Below are 16,930 nucleotides of genomic sequence, written 5' to 3'. Positions count from 1 at the left end.
CGTCGGCTGGTCACTGTCGGCCCACACGTCTACTGTCGGGTGCTGTGCTGGAAGAGCTGCGCATCACCGGACTCGGCGTCATCGAGGACACCACGCTGCCGTTGACCGGCGGGATGAACGTCATCACCGGCGAGACCGGTGCGGGCAAGACGATGGTGGTGACCGGCCTCGGCCTGCTCTTCGGCGGCCGGGCCGACGCCGGGCGGGTCCGTGCCCAGCCGGGCCGGGCGGTGGTGGAGGGGCGGCTGCGCCTGCGCGGTCGGGCCGCCGACGCCGTGCACGCCCGGATCACCGACGCCGGTGGCGAGCCCGACGAGGACGGGTCACTGCTGTTGAGCCGCACGGTGACGGTGGAGGGCCGCTCGCGGGCCCACGTCGGCGGCCGGAGCATGCCGGTGTCGATGCTTGGCGAGGTCGGCGAGCAGGCGGTGGCCGTGCACGGCCAGTCCGACCAGCTGCGGCTGCTGCGCCCGGCCGAGCAGCGTGCCGCACTCGACCGGTTCGCCGGCCCGGCGCACGAGAAGCTGCTCGACGCGCTGCGCGAGGCGTACACCGGGTGGCGGCGGGTGGTCGACGACCTGGCCGACCGGCGGCGCAACGCCCGCGAGCGCAACCAGGAGGCCGACCTGTTGCGGCTCGGCCTCGACGAGATCACCCGGGTCGATCCGCAGCCCGGTGAGGACGACGAGCTAAAGACCGAGGCGCAGCGGCTGGAGCACGCCGAGGGCCTGCGGACGGCCGCGCAGGTGGCCCAGATGTGTGTGGCCGGCGGCGCGGACGCGGCCGACGAGACACCGGACGCGGCGGCGCTGCTCGGCACCGCCCGGCGCACCCTCGAGGCGCAGGCCGGCACCGATCCGGCGCTCGGTGAGCTGGCGGCCCGGCTGGAGGAGGCCGCCACGCTCGTCACCGACGTCTCGGCGGAGCTGTCGACGTACCTGGCGGCGCTTGACGCGGACCCGGCCCGGTTGCAGCACGTCTACGAGCGGCGGGCCGCGTTGCGGGCGTTGACCCGCAAGTACGCCGACGACGTCGACGGGGTGATCGCCTGGGCCGAGCGGGCCCGTACCCGGCTGTCCGATCTGGACACATCCGACGATCTGCTCGACGAGTTGGCCGCCGAGGGGCAGCGGTTGGCCGTCGAGGTAGCCGACCTGGCGTCGCGGGTGTCGGTGTCCCGGCAGGAGGCGGCGGTCCGCTTCGCCGACCAGGTCACCGTCGAGCTGGCCGGGCTGGCGATGCCGCACGCCCGGATCGAGGTGGCGGTGCTGCCGCGGCCGGCCGGGCGGGCCGAGCCGACGCTTTCGGTCAACGGTGTCGAGGTGGGTGTCGCCCCGGACGGCGGTGACGAGGTGGAGCTGCGGTTGCTGGCCCACCCGGGCGCGCCGTCGTTGCCGTTGCAGAAGGGCGCGTCGGGCGGTGAGCTGTCCCGGGTGATGCTCGCCATCGAGGTGGTGTTCGCCGGTTCGGGTGGCCCACCCACGCTTGTGTTCGACGAGGTCGACGCCGGGGTCGGCGGTCAGGCCGCGGTGGAGATCGGCCGCCGGCTGGCCCGGCTGGCCCGCACCCACCAGGTGCTTGTCGTCACCCACCTGCCGCAGGTGGCGGCGTTCGCCGATCGGCATCTCGTGGTGGCAAAGGACACCGGCGGCGCGGTGACCACCAGCGGCGTCCGGGTGGTGGAGGACACCGAACGCGCCCGGGAGTTGGCCCGGATGCTCGCCGGTTTGCCGGACTCGGATCTGGGTATCGCCCACGCGGAAGAGCTTCTCGCAGTGGCGGCGAAGGAAAGGCGGTTGTGACGCCGCGTATTGTGAGCGCAAGCACACCGGCTTGTGCCGGTGTGTGCTTCCCTGGGTAGGCGGCCCTGCTCAGGCATGTCGCGACAGAAAAGCCTGCCTCACATGCCAGGATGGTCACGATGCGTCTACCCACGTTGCGCCGGAACCGACACGCGGAGCCGGGCCGAGTCCTCGGCACCGCTCGCCTCGACCGCCGGACAAAGCGCCTGGTCGGCCGGCTGCGTCCGGGTGACATCGCGGTCATCGACCACGTCGACCTGGACCGGGTGGCGGCCGACTCGTTGGTCGCGGTCGGTGTCGGGGCGGTGCTCAACGCCAAGCCGTCGGTCTCCGGCCGTTACCCGAACCTCGGGCCGGAGGTGTTGATCGCCGCCGGCATTCCGCTCCTGGACGACCTGGGGGAGGGCGTCTTCGAGCGGATCCGCGAGGGCGACCAGGTCCGTATTGAGGGCAACACGGTGTACGCCGGTGACGAGCCGGTGGCGCACGGCGCCCTGCAGGACGCCGAGTCGGTCGCCAAGGCGATGTCCGACGCCCGGGAGGGGCTGTCGGTGCAGTTGGAGGCGTTCGCCGCCAACACGATGGACTACCTCCGTCAGGAACGCGACCTGCTGCTCGATGGTGTGGGCGTACCGGACATCGAGACCCAGATGCAGGGTCGGCACTGCCTGATCGTGGTGCGCGGCTACGACTACAAGGCCGACCTGGACGTGCTGCGCCCGTACATCCGGGAGTTCAAGCCGGTGTTGATCGGCGTGGACGGCGGCGCCGACGCGCTGGTCGAGGCGGGCTACACCCCCGACATGATCATCGGGGACATGGATTCGGTCACCGACGACGTGCTGCGCTGCGGCGCCGAGGTGATCGTGCACGCCTACCCGGACGGGCGGGCGCCCGGCCTGCCCCGGGTCAACGGTCTCGGTGTGCCGGCGATCACCTTCCCGGCCGCGGCGACCAGCGAGGACCTGGCCATGCTGCTGGCCGACGAGAAGGGCGCCTCGCTGCTGGTCGCGGTCGGCACCCACGCCACGCTCGTCGAATTCCTCGACAAGGGTCGCGGCGGCATGGCCTCGACGTTCCTGACCCGCCTGAAGGTCGGCGGCAAGCTCGTCGATGCCAAGGGTGTGAGCCGGCTCTACCGGCAGAGCATCTCCGGGTCGTCGCTGCTGCTGCTCGTGCTCTCGGCGATCGCGGCGATGGCCTCGGCGGTGGCCGTCTCCACAGTCGGTAAGGCGTACCTGGGCGTGGTCGCCGAGTGGTGGGACAATTTCGTGTTCCAGCTGTACCGGCTCTTCTAGTTCCCGACCGATCAAGAGGCTGCAAGCGTGATCAACTTCCGCTACCACGTGGTGTCCCTCACCGCGGTGTTCCTGGCTCTGGCGATCGGGCTCGTGGTCGGCACAGCCGCCCTCAACGGCCCGGTCGCCGACTCCCTCAAGGAGCAGGTCACCGGGCTGCGCAAGGACAACCAACAGTGGCGCCAGCAGGTCAACAGCATGGAGAAGCAGCTCGCGCTCGAGGAGGAGTTCGCCGAGCAGGTGTCCCAGGTCGTCCTCCCGGGCACCCTCACCGGGCGCCGGGTCGTGGTGCTGAGCCTGCCCAACGGCCGTGACCACACCGAGGGTGTGCTCAAGAAGATCCAGCAGTCCGGCGCCACCGTCACCGGCCGCGTCGACCTGCAGGACAAGTTCATCAACCCGGACAACAACTCCAACCTGCTGGAGCTGGCCGTCACCGCCGCCCGCCCGACCGCGCAGACCACCGGCCTGCCCGGCAACGGGCACGGCGTGGAGACCTCCAGCGCGCTGCTGGCCAGCGTCCTGCTGGACCGGCCGCAGGGCACCGCGCCGGTCAGCGACGCCGACCGGCGGGCGGTGCTCGCCGCGTACAACAACGCCGGTTATCTGACCACCGACAGCAACAAGGTCACCGGGCCGGCGGAGGCCGTCGTCGTGGTCAGCGGCCAGCCGTACGTGGACAAGGACTCCGAGCGGCGGGACGAGTCGGTGGTCAAGGTCGTCGAGCAGTTCGACCGGACCGGAGCGATCGTGGTGAGCGGCAACGGCTCCGCCGGCGGCAACGTCGTGGCCGTGGTGCGCGGCGACCCGGTGCTGTCGCAGACCATCTCCACGGTCGACAACGCCAACACGGTGCAGGGCCAGTTCGTCAGCAGCCTCGCCCTGGCGGAGCAGCTCACCGACAAGAAGGCCGGCCAGTACGGCGTCGGCGACAACGCCGCCTCCGGTCTGTTGCCTACACTGCCCAAGTGAGCGAACGACGTACCCGTGTGTCCGTAACTGACGAGGTGGTGCGTGAGCGAGCGCAGCGAGTGAACCTGAGGCGCGGTAGGGCGGCGTCCCACGCCGCTGCCGAGCGGAGCGAGGTGGTGGCGTGAGGGCCCTGGGTCGACTGCTGATCGCCGGCGCCGGTGCCGCCGCCGCCCGGTACGCGCTGCGGGAGGTGCGTACCTCCCCGGCCGGGCCCACGCTGGAACGCACCAACTTCCGGGGCCGGACGGTGACCCTGGCCGCCGGGCCGGCGCTCGCCGCCGGTGCGACCGCCGTGGGCGCGTTCGGTGCCACCAGCGCCGCCTCCGGTGGTGCCGCCCTGGTCGCCGGCCTCGGCGCCGGCGGCGTCGGGCTGTACGACGACGTGGTCGGCTCCCGGCCGGAGCAGAAGGCGGCCAAGGGCTTCGCGGGCCACCTCGCCGCGCTCCGCGAGGGCCGGGTCACCGCCGGCATGGTCAAGGTCGTCGGGGTGGGCGCCGCCGGCCTGGGCGCCGCCGCGCTGCTCGCCGCGGACCCCCGGGTCGCCGCGCATCCGCGCCGCCGGCGGCACGGCGCGTTCGGCCGGGGCGTCGACGTGCTGCTCGGCGCCGGGGTGATCGCCGGCACCGCCAACCTGCTCAACCTGCTCGACCTGCGGCCCGGCCGGGCCATCAAGTCCGGCCTGCTGCTCGGCGCGCCGCTGGCCGGTGGCCCGCACGGCGGGATCGCCGCCGGTGCCGCCGGTGCCGCCGCCGGCCTGCTCCACGACGACCTGTCCGAGGACGTCATGCTCGGCGACAGCGGCGCGAACGCGCTCGGCGCGCTGCTCGGCGTCGCGCTCGCCGCCCGGACCGGCCCGCTCGGCCGCGCCGGGCTGCTCGCCGTGCTCGCCGGCCTCACCGCCGCCAGCGAGAAGGTCAGCTTCACGGCGGTGATCCAGCGGACGCCGGGGTTGCGGGAGCTCGACGCACTGGGCCGGCGCGCCGACTGACGTGACCAGACCGGCACCCCTCGCCGGCGCCGGCCGGCTGGCCGGGGCAGCCGCGCTCATCGCCGTCCTCACCGTGCTCAGCCGGCTCGCCGGCTTCGGCCGTACCGCCGTGTTCACCTGGAGCCTGGCCCCCACCGACCTCGGCGGCGCCTACGTGGTGGCCAACGCGGTGCCGAACTTCATCTTCGAGATCGTCGCCGGTGGGGCGCTGGCCAGCCTCGTCGTGCCGCTGCTCGCCGGGGCGGTCGAGGTCGGCGACCGGGCGGCGGTGGCGCGGACCACGGGCGCGTTGCTGACCTGGACGCTGGCCCTGCTGGTGCCGCTCGCGCTGCTCGTGGTGCTGTTCGCCGGGCCGCTGATCGGGACGCTGGGCGACGGACTGACCGCCGCCCAGCAGCAGAGCGGCGCCCGGATGCTGCGGGTCTTCGCACCGCAACTACCGCTGTACGGCATCGGCATCGTGCTCACCGGAGTGCTCCAGGCGCATCGCCGCTTCGCCTGGCCGGTCCTCGCCCCGCTGCTGTCCAGCCTCACCGTGATCGTCGTCTACCTGGGGTTCACCGCCAGCCAGGGCCGGCTGGCCACCGTCGGCGGGGTGAGCGCCGACGGCGAGTTGCTGCTGTCGGCGGGCACCACCCTCGGGGTGGTGGTGCTGTCGCTGTCGCTGCTCGTCCCGGTCCGCCGGCTACGCCTGGGGCTGCGGCCCGGGTTCGGGTTCCCCGGCGAGGCGCGGGCCCGGGTCGGTGGGCTCGCGGTGGCCGGCGCGGTCACCGTCACCACCCAGCAGATCGCCCTGATCGTCAGCCTGAACCAGGTCACCTACGGCGCGGCCACCAACCCGGGCGTCTACAACCTGGCCCAGACCGTCTACCTGCTGCCGTGGGCGGTGCTGGCCGTGCCCCTCGCGGTGGCGGCGTACCCGACCCTGGTCGCCGCCCAGGCCACCGGCGACGAGGACACCTACCGGGCGACCCTGGCGCCGGCGGTCCGGGGCGTGCTGCTCTTCGGCTGCCTCGGCGCGGCCGCGCTGATCGGCACCGCCGGGCCGGTCGGGCACTTCTTCTTCCCCGCCGCCACCGCGCCGACCGCCGCCGCCGCGATCATCGGGTTCGCGCCCGGCCTGCTCGGCTACGGCCTGTTCGCGGTCCTCACCCGGGCGCTCTACGCCCGGCGGGAGACCCGGGCGGCGACCGTCGCCACCGCGATCGGCTGGCTGGTGGTTCCCGCCGCCGTCCTGCTGCTCGGCGCGCTGCTGCCGCTGGGGGACCGGGTGCTCGCGGTGACAGCCGCCAACTCGGTCGGCATGCTGCTGCTCGGGGCGCTGCTCGTCGCGGCGGTGCTGCGCAGCGCCGGGCGTCCCGCACTCGCTGGCGCGGCCCGCGCCGGGTCGGCCGGTGTGCTGGCCGGGGTGGTCGCCGCGCTCGCCGGGCTGGGCCTCGGCCGGTTGCTCCACTCGGTGGGCGACGGCACCCCGACGATGGCCGCGGCACTCGGTCAGGGCATGCTGTCCGGAGTTCTGGTCGGTGTCGTGTTCCTCGTCGTGGTCTGGTTCGTCGACCGACGGGACGTACAGCCGCTGCTGCGCGGGGTGGCGCGCCGGCTCAACCGGCGAGGATCGCGGGACCGGACCGGCACGTCGGCACCGGACACGGCGCCCCCGGAGCGGGGCGACGGGAAGGAGACGGCGGTTCGGTGAACGCTGTGAACGGGGACCGACGGGGGTCGCGATGACGGAGCCCAGCCTGCCCACCCGCTGGACGGGGACGGTGGCGCTGCTGCTCGCCTCCAGCACCGGCGGGGTCGGCCAGCACGTCCGCTCGGTGGCGCGCGGGCTCGTCACCGCCGGCGCCACCGTGGTGGTCTGCGGGCCGGCGGCGACCCAGGAGCAGTTCAACTTCACCGGCGTCGGTGCGCGTTTTGCGCCGGTGGAGATCCCGGCCAGCCCCACCCCCGGCGACGCGCGGGCGGTGCTCGTCCTGCGGCGGGCGCTCGCCGACGCCCGGGTCGACGTGGTGCACGCCCACGGCCTGCGCGCCGGGCTGGTCGCCGTGCTGGCCCGTCCGGCCGCCCCGCTGGTCGTCACCTGGCACAACGCGGTGCTCGCCTCCGGGCTGCGCGGCGGCGTCTCCCGCCTCGTCGAGCGGGTGGTGGCCCGGGGTGCCCGGGTGGCCCTCGGCGCCTCCACGGACCTGGTGCAGCGGGCCGCCGCGCTGGGCGCCGCCGATGCCCGGCTCGCCCCGGTCGCCGCGCCGACCCTGCCCGCCCCGCACCGCCGTCGCGCCGCCGTCCGGGCCGAGTTCGGCGTGCGACCGGACCAGCCGCTGATCGTCTCGGTCGGCCGGCTGCACCCGCAGAAGCGCTACGACGTGCTGATCGACGCCGCCGCCCGCTGGCGTACGCGTACCCCACCGCCGGTCGTGGTGATCGCCGGCAGCGGCCCGGCGTACCTGCCGCTGGCCGCCCGGACCTCCGCGGCCCGCGCCCCGGTGACCCTGCTGGGGCACCGCACCGACGTGGCCGACCTGCTCGCCGGCGCCGACCTCGCGGTGGTGACCAGCGACTGGGAGGCCCGGCAGCTCTTCGCCCAGGAGGCGATGCGGGCCGGCGTGCCGCTGGTGGCCACCGGGGTGGGCGGTTTGCCGGAGCTGGTCGGCGACGCCGCCGCGTTGGTCCCCGCCGGTGACGTGGACGCGGTCGACACGGCGGTACGCGCGCTGCTGGACGACCCGCAGGCGCGGGCCGAGCTGGGCCGGCGCGGCACCGAGCGGGCCGCGACGTGGCCCACCGAGGCGGACACGGTGGCCGCGCTGGCCGCCCTGTACGCCGAGCTGGCGGCGGACCCCACCGGTCCGGCGGCCCCGGGCTCCGACGCGCCGATGACAGGACACCGGTGATGCTGCGCCGCCTCGCTCCCGCGCTGCTGACGGTGCTCGTGGTGGCGCTGGGCGTCGCCGCGCTGTCCGCCCGACCGCCCCGGGGCGCCCCGCAGCGCACGGCGGACTTCGTGGTGCTCGCGGGGGTCGCCGGGCTGCGCTGGGAGGACGTGTCTGCGCAGGACACCCCGACGTTGTGGCGGATGGCCCAGGACGGCTCGATCGGCTCGCTGTCGGTGCGGTCCGCGCACCGGCCAACCTGCCCGGTGGACGGCTGGCTGACCCTGGGCGCCGGCAGCTTCGCCGGGTGGAACGGCAGCCGAATCGCTGGCGGCTGCCCGCCCGCCGGGGTGGTCGTGGAGCAACCGGACGGCATCGGCGCGAACCTGCCCCAGCAGGAGAGCGTGGTCCAGTACAACCAGCAGCAGCTGCCCTGGGGCACCGTGCCGGGGTCGCTGTCGGAGTCGGTGCGCTGCTCGGTCGCGGTGGGTCCCGGCGCGGCCGTGGCCGCCGCCCGACCGTTCGGCCGGGTCGACCGGTACGCCGCCGGGCTGCCGGCCGATCCGAGCGCGCTGCTCGGCTCGTGCGTGCTGAGCATCGTCGACCTCGGCACCGTGGACGGGGTCGACCCGGCGGCGCGTGCCGAGCAGGCGCGGGAGGCGGACGCCCAACTGGCCCGGGTGCTGGCCGCCCGGCCGCCGCGGTCTCTGGTGCTGGTCGCGGGGATCTCCGACACCGCGCAGCCGTCGCGGCTGCACGTGGCGGTCGCCGACGGGCCGGGCTGGGAGCGCGGCTGGCTCACCTCGGCCAGCACCGGCCGGGACGGCTACCTGCAACTTGTCGACCTCGCGCCGACCGCGCTCGCCGCGTTGGGCCGGCCGATGCCGGAGCGGCTCTTCCTCGGCCGGCCCGCCATCAGCACCGGTGAACGCACCGGCGACCTCACCGACGCGATAAACGCGCCGGCCGACGCCGACCGGGAGGCGGCCGCCCAGCGGACCGTCTCCGGTGGTTTCTTCACGCTGCTCGCCGGGGTGCAGGTGCTGCTGGCCCTGGCGGTGCTGCCGTTGCTGCGGCGGGCTCGCCCGCACGCGGGGCCGACCGGCCCGACCCGGGTGTCCGCGCGGGTCGTGGGGGTGGTGGAGGTGTTGCTGGTCGCGGCCGCGCTGACCCTGCCGGCCGCGCTGCTCGCCGACGCCGTCCCCTGGTGGCGCGGCGAGCACCCCGGGTGGCTCTTCGCCGGGGTCACGGCTCTGCTGGTGGCCGGCGGCACCGCGGCGGTCCGGTTCGCCCCCGGGTACGCGAACACGCTCGGCCCGTTCGGCGCGGTGGCCGGCCTCACCACACTCGTCGTCGGGCTGGACGTGTTCACCGGAGCCCGCCTGCAACTCAACGGCGTGGTCGGCTACTCGGCGTTGCAGGGCGGCCGGTACTCCGGGCTGAGCACGGTCGGGCTGGGCGTGTTCCTCGCCGGTGCCCTGCTGACCGGCGGTTGGCTCGCCCAGCGGGTGCACCGGGGCTGGCGACCGGCGGTGATGGTCGCCGTGGGTGGCCTCGCCGTGGTGGTGGTGGGCAGCCCGTACCTGGGCGCCGACCCGGTCGGGGCGATCGCGTTGACCGCCGGGCTGAGCGTGGCCGCGGTGATCAGCGCGGGCGGCTGGTTGACCATCAGCCGCCTGGCGTGGGCCGCCATGGCCGCCCTGGCGGTCGGGATCGGCTTCGCCGTGGTGGACCTGCGCCGCCCGGCGGCCGAGCGCGGCAGTCTGGGACGCTTCCTGTCCGCCGTGGGCGACGGCACCGGCGGGTTCACCGTGCACCGGTCCAGCACCGCCAACTTCGAGACGCTGGTGAACAGCCCGTTGACCGTGCTGGCCCTGGTCGGCGCGCTGGTGGTGTGGTTCGCCCTGCTACAGCCCTGGGGTGGGCTGATGCGGCTGTTCGGCATCTACCCGGCCGTGCGGGCCGCGCTGGCGGGCACGGCGGTCGCGGCGGTGCTCGGTGGCCTGCTCGACGGCGCGGCACTGGACGTGGCCGGCGCCGCCGCCGCCCTGGTGGTGCCGATGGCCGCGCTGGCGTCGCTGCGGGTCCTGGGGCACGCCGCCGACCGGACCCGCCCCGGCACGGGCCGTACCCGTGATGACGGCGCCGACGACGATCGAGGGTCCGGCGGCGCCGGCCCGGCCGGTGGGGGCGACGGTCCGACGGGCGGCGGAGGGCCCCTCGGGGCGGTGCACCCCCGGCCGATCAGCGGCCCACCCGCCAGCCCACCACGGTCCGTGACGCCGCCGCTCACTCCCGCCCCGGACACCCTGGACGCCCCGGACCGGCCGGACGCCCCGGACCGGCCGGACGCCCCGGACCGGCCGGACGCCCCGGACGGGTCGGCGCGTCCGGTCACGGACGGGGCCGGTGTCGACGCGCAGCCGACTCCCGAGCGTCCGGCGGACGGCGCGGCCGGGTCGCCCGTCGCCCCGGCGCAGCGCCTTTCGAGTGACCCGGAGCCGCCCGCGCGGGCCGACCGAGGATCGACCGGGGTTGCGGCTCCCTGACCGCCGGGCGTCGTCGCGGTGGCCCGGTGGTGGCCCACTCGGGGTGCGGCCTGCGAGTACCCGCCGTAGAGGTGTTACCGTGGAATCCCGTGGATCGCGTGATCACTTTGGTGATCGAGCACGGCGGTCTGCACGACCGCGACAGACGACACGGGAGCAGGCCTTGGCCCCATCAGCACGGACGACCAGGCACATTTTCGTCACCGGGGGCGTCGCCTCCTCGCTGGGTAAGGGCCTCACCGCCTCCAGCCTCGGCAATTTGCTGACCGCGCGCGGTCTGCGTGTGGTGATGCAGAAGCTCGACCCCTACCTCAACGTCGACCCCGGGACGATGAACCCGTTCCAGCACGGCGAGGTCTTCGTCACCGAGGACGGCGCCGAGACCGACCTCGATGTCGGGCACTACGAGCGATTCCTGGACCGGGCGTTGTCCGGCAAGGCGAACGTCACCACCGGCCAGATCTACTCCGACGTGATCGCCAAGGAGCGGCGCGGCGAGTACCTCGGTGACACCGTCCAGGTCATCCCGCACATCACCAACGAGATCAAGTCGCGGATCCTGGCGATGGGCGACCCGGACGACGACGGCGTCCTGCCCGACGTGGTGATCACGGAGGTCGGTGGCACGGTCGGCGACATCGAGTCCCTGCCGTTCCTGGAGGCGATCCGCCAGGTCCGCCACGACCTGGGCCGGGACAACTGCTTCTACCTGCACGTGTCGCTGGTGCCCTACCTGGCGCCGTCGGGTGAGCTGAAGACCAAGCCGACCCAGCACTCCGTGGCGCAGCTGCGCAACATCGGCATCCAACCGGACGCCATCGTGCTGCGCTGCGACCGGGAGATCCCGGCGAAGCTCAAGGAGAAGCTGTCGCTCTACTGCGACGTGGACACCGAGGCGGTCGTCGCCGCACCGGACGCGCCGAGCATCTACGACATCCCGAAGGTGCTGCACCGCGAAGGGCTCGACGCGTACGTGGTGCGCCGGCTCGGGCTCTCGTTCCGGGACGTGGACTGGGCCAGCTGGGACGACCTGCTGGAGCGGGTGCACCGGCCCCGGCACACGGTCACCGTCGCGGTGGTCGGCAAGTACGTCGACCTGCCCGACGCGTACCTGTCGGTGAGCGAGGCGATCCGGGCGGCCGGCTTCGGTCACCGGGCCCGGGTGCAGCTGCGCTGGGTGCCCAGCGACGAGTGCGTCACCCCGGCCGGCGCCGCGGCGGCCCTGGCCGGCGTCGACGGCATCCTCATCCCGGGCGGGTTCGGGGTACGCGGCATCGAGGGCAAGATCGGCACCGCCCGGTACGCCCGGGAGAACGGCATCCCGCTGCTCGGCCTCTGCCTCGGCCTGCAGTGCATGACCATCGACGTGGCCCGGCACCTGGCCGACCTGGACGGCGCCAACTCGCTGGAGTTCGACGAGCAGGCCGCGCACCCGGTCATCGCCACGATGGCCGACCAGGAGGACATCGTCGCCGGCAAGGGCGACCTGGGCGGCACCATGCGGCTCGGGGCGTACCCGGCCACGTTGACGGCGGGCTCGATCGTCGCCGAGGCGTACGGCAGCACGGACATCAGCGAGCGGCACCGGCACCGCTACGAGGTCAACAACGCCTACCGGGACGCGTTGACCAAGGCGGGCCTGCACATCTCCGGCACCTCGCCGGACGGTCGGCTGGTCGAGTTCATCGAGTTGGACCGGAGTCTGCACCCGTTCTTCGTGGCCACCCAGGCGCATCCGGAGCTGAAGAGCCGCCCCACCCGGCCGCACCCGCTGTTCGCGTCGTTCGTGAAGTCCGCCGTGGCGTACTCGCAGGCCGACCAGTTGCCGGTCGACCTGGACCCGGCGACGGAGGCCCCAACGGCGCGCAAGGCCGCCCGTAACGGCGCGTCGACGAAGGCAGGGTCCGCGTCGTGAGCGAGCGCGCCGGCGGGCACCGCGGCGAGGTGACCGCGTGAGCGCCGTCGAGCACCGCTACGAGGTGCGCTCCCGCGAGGAGCACTACCGGGGGCGGATCTTCGACGTGGTCAGCGAGGAGGTCACCATGCCGGGCGGCGGGACCGCCCTGCGGGACCTCGTCCGGCACGTCGGGGCGGTGGCCGTGGTCGCGCTCGACGACGCCGGCCAGGTGGTGCTGATCCGGCAGTACCGGCATCCGGTCGGGCGGCACCTGTGGGAGCTGCCGGCCGGGCTGATGGACGTCTCCGGCGAGGAGTTGCCGGCCGCCGCGCTGCGGGAGCTGGCCGAGGAGGCCGACCTCACGGCCGGGCGGATCGACGTGCTGGTCGACCTGCACAGCTCGCCGGGGTTCACCAACGAACTGGTCCGGGTCTACCTCGCCCGGGACCTGGCCGACGTGCCGGCGAGCGAGCGCCACGAGCGCCACGACGAGGAGGCCGACCTGCAGATCGTCCGGATCGACCTGGACGAGGCGGTCGGCATGGTCCTGGCCGGCGAGATCACCAACGCCTCGGCGGTGGCCGGTCTGCTGGCCGCGGCCCGCGCCCGCGACACCGGTTTCTCGGCGCTGCGCCGGGCGGACACGCCGCTGCCGCGCTGAACCACCACCCCGCTGAGGGGTACGCGCGAAAGGGCCCCGCGGCAAGCCGCGGGGCCCTTTCGGCGCTTGAGGTGGGGGATCAGTCGCGCAGCGGGCGGCCCTGCGCGTCCGTGCCGCCGTTGACCAGGATCATGATGCCGTCGATGACGCCCCAGAGCGCGCCGACGCCGCAGGTCACGATGCTTACCACGAGCTGGAGAACAGCGATCTTGGTGTGTCCGGTGTAGAACCGACCGGCACCGAAGGTGCCGAGCAGGATGCCGAGGATGCCCGCGACAACCTTGCTCTTGTCGGACTGGCCCGAGGCGTACCCGGGCTGATAAGGAGGAGTGGTCATGGGCGGACACATTAGTGATCCACTCAGCCGCTGTCCGCATACACGCCCGACAGATGGGACGATAATGGCGAACACTGTCCTGACGGCTGAGGTGGGATCACACCGCCGGCCTACGGTCGCTGCCCTGACACACCGTCAGGACACCCGAGCACCGGATGTCACAGTGCTGGCTCTCGGTGGGGCCGGGCGCGCCTAGACTGCCGCCGACGGGACCGGTGGACCGTGGCGGCAATGGGGCCGTCGCGGCACCGAGCAGTCGGGGGAAGCCGCCCCGGAGAGAGGTGTCTGCATCGTGAAGGTCGGAATCCCCCGCGAGGTCAAGAACCACGAGTACCGCGTGGCGATCACGCCCGCGGGCGTGAACGAGTTCACCCGCAGCGGCCACCAGGTCTTCGTCGAGGCCGGCGCCGGGCTCGGCTCCAGCATCACCGACGACGAGTTCGCGGCGGCGGGCGCGAAGATCCTGGCGACCGCCGACGAGGTGTGGGAGACCGCCGAGCTGGTGCTCAAGGTCAAGGAGCCGATCGCCGAGGAGCACCACCGGATGCGTGCGGGGCAGGTGCTCTTCACCTACCTGCACCTGGCCGCCTCCAAGGAGTGCACCGACGCGCTGATCGACCGCAAGGTCACCGGCATCGCGTACGAGACCGTCGAGCTGCCGGACCGCTCACTGCCGCTGCTCGCCCCGATGTCCGAGGTCGCCGGCCGGCTCGCCCCGCAGGTGGGCGCCTTCTACATGATGCGTACCGGCGGCGGGCGGGGCGTGCTGCCCGGCGGTGTCTCCGGTGTGTACGCGGCCAAGACCGTCGTCATCGGCGCCGGCGTCTCCGGCATGAACGCCGCCGCCATCGCGCTGGGTCTGCAGTCCGAGGTGCTGCTGCTGGACAAGAACGTCGCCCGGCTGCGCCAGGCCGACGCCATCTACCGCGGCCACCTGCAGACCGTCGCCTCCAACGCGTACGAGGTCGAGCGGGCCGTGCTCGACGCCGACCTGGTCATCGGCGCGGTGCTGGTGCCCGGCGCCAAGGCGCCGACGCTCATCTCCAACGAGCTGGTCTCCCGGATGAAGCCGGGCAGCGTGCTGGTCGACATCGCCATCGACCAGGGCGGCTGCTTCGAGGACTCGCGCCCCACCACGCACGCCGACCCGGTCTACAAGGTGCACGAGTCGATCTTCTACTGCGTCGCGAACATGCCCGGCGCGGTCCCGAACACCAGCACCTACGCGCTGACCAACGTCACCCTGCCGTACGCCCTCGAACTGGCCAACCAGGGCTGGCGCGAGGCGCTGCGCCGCGACCCGGCCCTCGCCCTGGGCCTGAACACCCACGACGGCCAGGTCACCTACGGCCCGGTCGCCGAGGCGCACGGCATGGACGTGCTCCCGCTGGCCGACGCGCTGGCCTGAGCGGTGGCGGGCTGACCGGCAGCACGGACTCCGCCGGCGTGGGCGACGAGCCCACGCCGGCCCTGCGTCGTGCCGTGCGCGGCTACCTCGACCACCTCACCGTCGAACGTGGCCTGTCGGCGAACACCCTGGCCTCGTACCGCCGGGATCTGGACCGCTATCTCACGACGCTGGCCGCCGCCGGCGTCGCCGACCTCGCGTCGGTCGGCGCCGGCGTCGTCGAATCGCATCTGGCCCGGCTGCGCGCCGGCGACGACGCGCACCCGCCCCTGGCGGTGTCGTCCGCCGCCCGCGCGGCCAGCGCGGTACGCGGCCTGCACCGCTTCGCGCTGCGCGAGGGGCTGGCCGGCGCCGACCCCAGCCGCGACGTCCGACCGCCCACCCCGCCCCGCCGGCTGCCCCGCGCGCTGCCGGTCGACGACGTGGTCCGGCTGTTGGAGACCGCCGGGCCGATCACCGCGACCGGCGACGACGCGCCGCTCGCGCTGCGTGACCGGGCGCTGCTGGAGTTCCTGTACGGCACCGGCGCGCGGATCTCCGAGGCGGTCGGCGCCGCGATCGACGACCTCGACACCGACGAGGGCACGGTGCTGCTGCGCGGCAAGGGCGGCCGGGTGCGGCTGGTGCCGATCGGCGGGTACGCCGTCGAGGCGGTCCGTGCCTACCTGGTCCGGGCCCGCCCGGGGCTGGCCGCCGCCGGGCGCGGCACCCCGGCGGTCTTCCTCAACGCGCGTGGGGGAGCGCTGTCCCGGCAGGGCGCCTGGGCCATCCTGCGCCGCGCCGCCGGGCGGGCCGGCCTGCCGGTCGACGGGTCCGCCGCCGTGTCCCCGCACACCCTGCGCCACTCCTACGCCACCCACCTGCTCGACGGTGGCGCCGACGTGCGGGTGGTCCAGGAACTGCTCGGCCACGCCTCGGTGACCACCACCCAGGTCTACACGCTCGTCACCGTCGAGCGGCTGCGCGAGGTGTACGCCACCGCCCACCCGCGCGCCCGCGGCTGAACCCCGGCCGGGGTCGGCGCCGACACGCCGGGCCGGTGCCGAACGACCTGCTGGTCGGTGGCGTACAGTCGGCATCGGCGCGGACCTCCTGGGGCGATACGACCGGGGTGCGCAGCGGCGCCGCGAAGGACGTCGGACGGCTCCGACGCCGGGTGGGTCGTCGGACGGCTCCGACGCCGGGTGGGTCGTCGGGAGGGGGCAACGAGCACATGGCTGGCAACGGTGACCGTGCCGAGACCTGGACGTCGGAGCTCCGCGAGCAGCAGGCCACGCTCGGCGCGGACCTCGGTCCTGCGGACCCGGCTGCCTACACGATGCGCAAGCCCATTCCGGAGCCGATGCCCACCGATCGGCACGGCCCGGCGCGCATCATCGCGATGGCCAACCAGAAGGGCGGCGTCGGCAAGACCACCACCACCATCAACCTGGGCGCGGCCCTCGCGGAGTACGGCCGCAAGGTGCTGCTGGTCGACTTCGACCCGCAGGGCGCGCTCTCGGTGGGGTTGGGGGTCAACCCGCACAACCTCGACCTGTCCGTCTACAACCTGCTCATGCAGGACGACGTGACCGCCGAGGACGTCCTGATCAAGACCGACGTGGCGGGCCTGCACCTGCTGCCGGCCAACATCGACCTCTCCGCCGCCGAGATCCAGCTCGTCAACGAGGTCGCCCGGGAGATGGCCCTGGCCCGGGTGCTCCGCTCGGTGCGCAAGGAATACGACTACATCCTGATCGACTGCCAACCATCACTCGGCCTGCTGGCGATCAACGCGCTGACCGTCGCGCACGGTGTGCTCATCCCACTGGAGTGCGAGTTCTTCAGCCTGCGCGGTGTGGCGCTGCTGCTGGACACCATCGACAAGGTGCGTGAGCGGCTCAACTTCGACCTCGAGCTCGAAGGCATCCTCGCCACCATGTACGACAGCCGCACCACCCACTGCCGGCAGGTGTTGCAACGGGTGGTGGAGGCGTTCGGCGACAAGGTCTACCAGACGGTCATCACCAAGACGGTGAAGTTCCCCGAGTCCACGGTGGCCGGTGCCCCCATCACCACGATGGATCCGGCGTCGTCCGGGGCGCGCAACTACCGTCAGCTGGCCCGCGAGGTGATCGCCGCCCAGTCGGAGCGGTAGCCGGAACG

Annotated in this window: 13 protein-coding genes; 12 read left to right on the top strand and 1 reads right to left on the bottom strand. The window is 73.9% G+C overall.

Going from position 1 to position 16,930, the window contains the following annotated elements; translation table 11 throughout:
* Window positions 1–44 precede the first annotated feature (44 nt).
* The 9 genes from recN (at window position 45) to ABZ780_RS31360 (ending at window position 13,040) form a co-directional block, all read left to right on the top strand.
* Window positions 45–1,802 (top strand): DNA repair protein RecN, encoded by a 1,758-nt coding sequence (gene recN / locus ABZ780_RS31400; RefSeq protein WP_357488358.1) that lies wholly within the window; start codon window positions 45–47, stop codon window positions 1,800–1,802.
* Between the two features lie 119 nt (window positions 1,803–1,921).
* A complete protein-coding gene (steA, locus tag ABZ780_RS31395) occupies window positions 1,922–3,100 on the top strand; it encodes a putative cytokinetic ring protein SteA (protein ID WP_357488357.1) in 1,179 nt (392 codons plus the stop codon).
* Between the two features lie 27 nt (window positions 3,101–3,127).
* The gene (locus ABZ780_RS31390; RefSeq protein ID WP_357012838.1) at window positions 3,128–4,072 is read left to right on the top strand and encodes a copper transporter; all 945 of its coding nucleotides are present in this window, start codon (window positions 3,128–3,130) and stop codon (window positions 4,070–4,072) included.
* A 121-nt stretch (window positions 4,073–4,193) separates the two neighbouring features.
* Window positions 4,194–5,060, top strand: a complete 867-nt coding sequence (locus tag ABZ780_RS31385) for a hypothetical protein (protein WP_357488356.1) — start codon at window positions 4,194–4,196, stop codon at window positions 5,058–5,060.
* Between the two features lies 1 nt (window position 5,061).
* Window positions 5,062–6,756: a lipid II flippase MurJ gene (locus ABZ780_RS31380; RefSeq protein WP_357488355.1), complete on the top strand. Its 1,695-nt coding sequence runs from the start codon at window positions 5,062–5,064 to the stop codon at window positions 6,754–6,756.
* Window positions 6,757–6,787: 31 nt separating this feature from the next.
* Complete coding sequence (locus tag ABZ780_RS31375) at window positions 6,788–7,954, top strand: glycosyltransferase family 4 protein (RefSeq protein WP_357488354.1); 1,167 nt, start codon at window positions 6,788–6,790, stop codon at window positions 7,952–7,954.
* Window positions 7,954–10,482 (top strand): hypothetical protein, encoded by a 2,529-nt coding sequence (locus ABZ780_RS31370; RefSeq protein WP_357488353.1) that lies wholly within the window; start codon window positions 7,954–7,956, stop codon window positions 10,480–10,482. The genes ABZ780_RS31375 and ABZ780_RS31370 overlap by 1 nt, the downstream gene beginning before the upstream one ends.
* A gap of 163 nt (window positions 10,483–10,645) precedes the next feature.
* Entirely contained in the window at window positions 10,646–12,397 is a 1,752-nt protein-coding gene (locus tag ABZ780_RS31365) for a CTP synthase (RefSeq protein WP_357488352.1), read from the top strand.
* Window positions 12,398–12,434: 37 nt separating this feature from the next.
* Window positions 12,435–13,040: an NUDIX hydrolase gene (locus ABZ780_RS31360; RefSeq protein WP_357012832.1), complete on the top strand. Its 606-nt coding sequence runs from the start codon at window positions 12,435–12,437 to the stop codon at window positions 13,038–13,040.
* 79 nt (window positions 13,041–13,119) lie between these two features.
* Here ABZ780_RS31360 and ABZ780_RS31355 read toward each other — a convergent pair whose 3' ends face one another.
* On the bottom strand, window positions 13,120–13,452 hold the full coding sequence (locus tag ABZ780_RS31355; RefSeq protein WP_357012831.1) for a TM2 domain-containing protein: 333 nt from the start codon (window positions 13,450–13,452) through the stop codon (window positions 13,120–13,122).
* A gap of 217 nt (window positions 13,453–13,669) precedes the next feature.
* Here ABZ780_RS31355 and ald point away from each other — a divergent pair, with 217 nt between their 5' ends.
* The 3 genes from ald (at window position 13,670) to ABZ780_RS31340 (ending at window position 16,922) form a co-directional block, all read left to right on the top strand.
* A complete protein-coding gene (gene ald / locus ABZ780_RS31350; protein ID WP_357012830.1) occupies window positions 13,670–14,785 on the top strand; it encodes an alanine dehydrogenase in 1,116 nt (371 codons plus the stop codon).
* A 38-nt stretch (window positions 14,786–14,823) separates the two neighbouring features.
* Window positions 14,824–15,789, top strand: a complete 966-nt coding sequence (locus tag ABZ780_RS31345) for a site-specific tyrosine recombinase XerD (RefSeq protein WP_357012829.1) — start codon at window positions 14,824–14,826, stop codon at window positions 15,787–15,789.
* Window positions 15,790–15,998: 209 nt separating this feature from the next.
* Window positions 15,999–16,922 (top strand): ParA family protein, encoded by a 924-nt coding sequence (locus tag ABZ780_RS31340; RefSeq protein ID WP_088990243.1) that lies wholly within the window; start codon window positions 15,999–16,001, stop codon window positions 16,920–16,922.
* Window positions 16,923–16,930: the final 8 nt, after the last annotated feature.

This window comes from Micromonospora sp. NPDC047467, from assembly GCF_040643095.1.
Taxonomy (GTDB): domain Bacteria; phylum Actinomycetota; class Actinomycetes; order Mycobacteriales; family Micromonosporaceae; genus Micromonospora.
The sequence above is the reverse complement of the archived record's forward strand: the minus strand, read 5'-3'. Positions and strand labels throughout refer to the sequence as shown.

Coding starts and splice junctions, on each gene's coding strand:
- steA (WP_357488357.1), top strand. CDS start 1,922: ATGCGTCTACCCACGTTGCGCCGGAACCGACACGCGGAGCCGGGCCGA.
- ABZ780_RS31375 (WP_357488354.1), top strand. CDS start 6,788: ATGACGGAGCCCAGCCTGCCCACCCGCTGGACGGGGACGGTGGCGCTG.
- ABZ780_RS31370 (WP_357488353.1), top strand. CDS start 7,954: ATGCTGCGCCGCCTCGCTCCCGCGCTGCTGACGGTGCTCGTGGTGGCG.
- ABZ780_RS31340 (WP_088990243.1), top strand. CDS start 15,999: ATGGCTGGCAACGGTGACCGTGCCGAGACCTGGACGTCGGAGCTCCGC.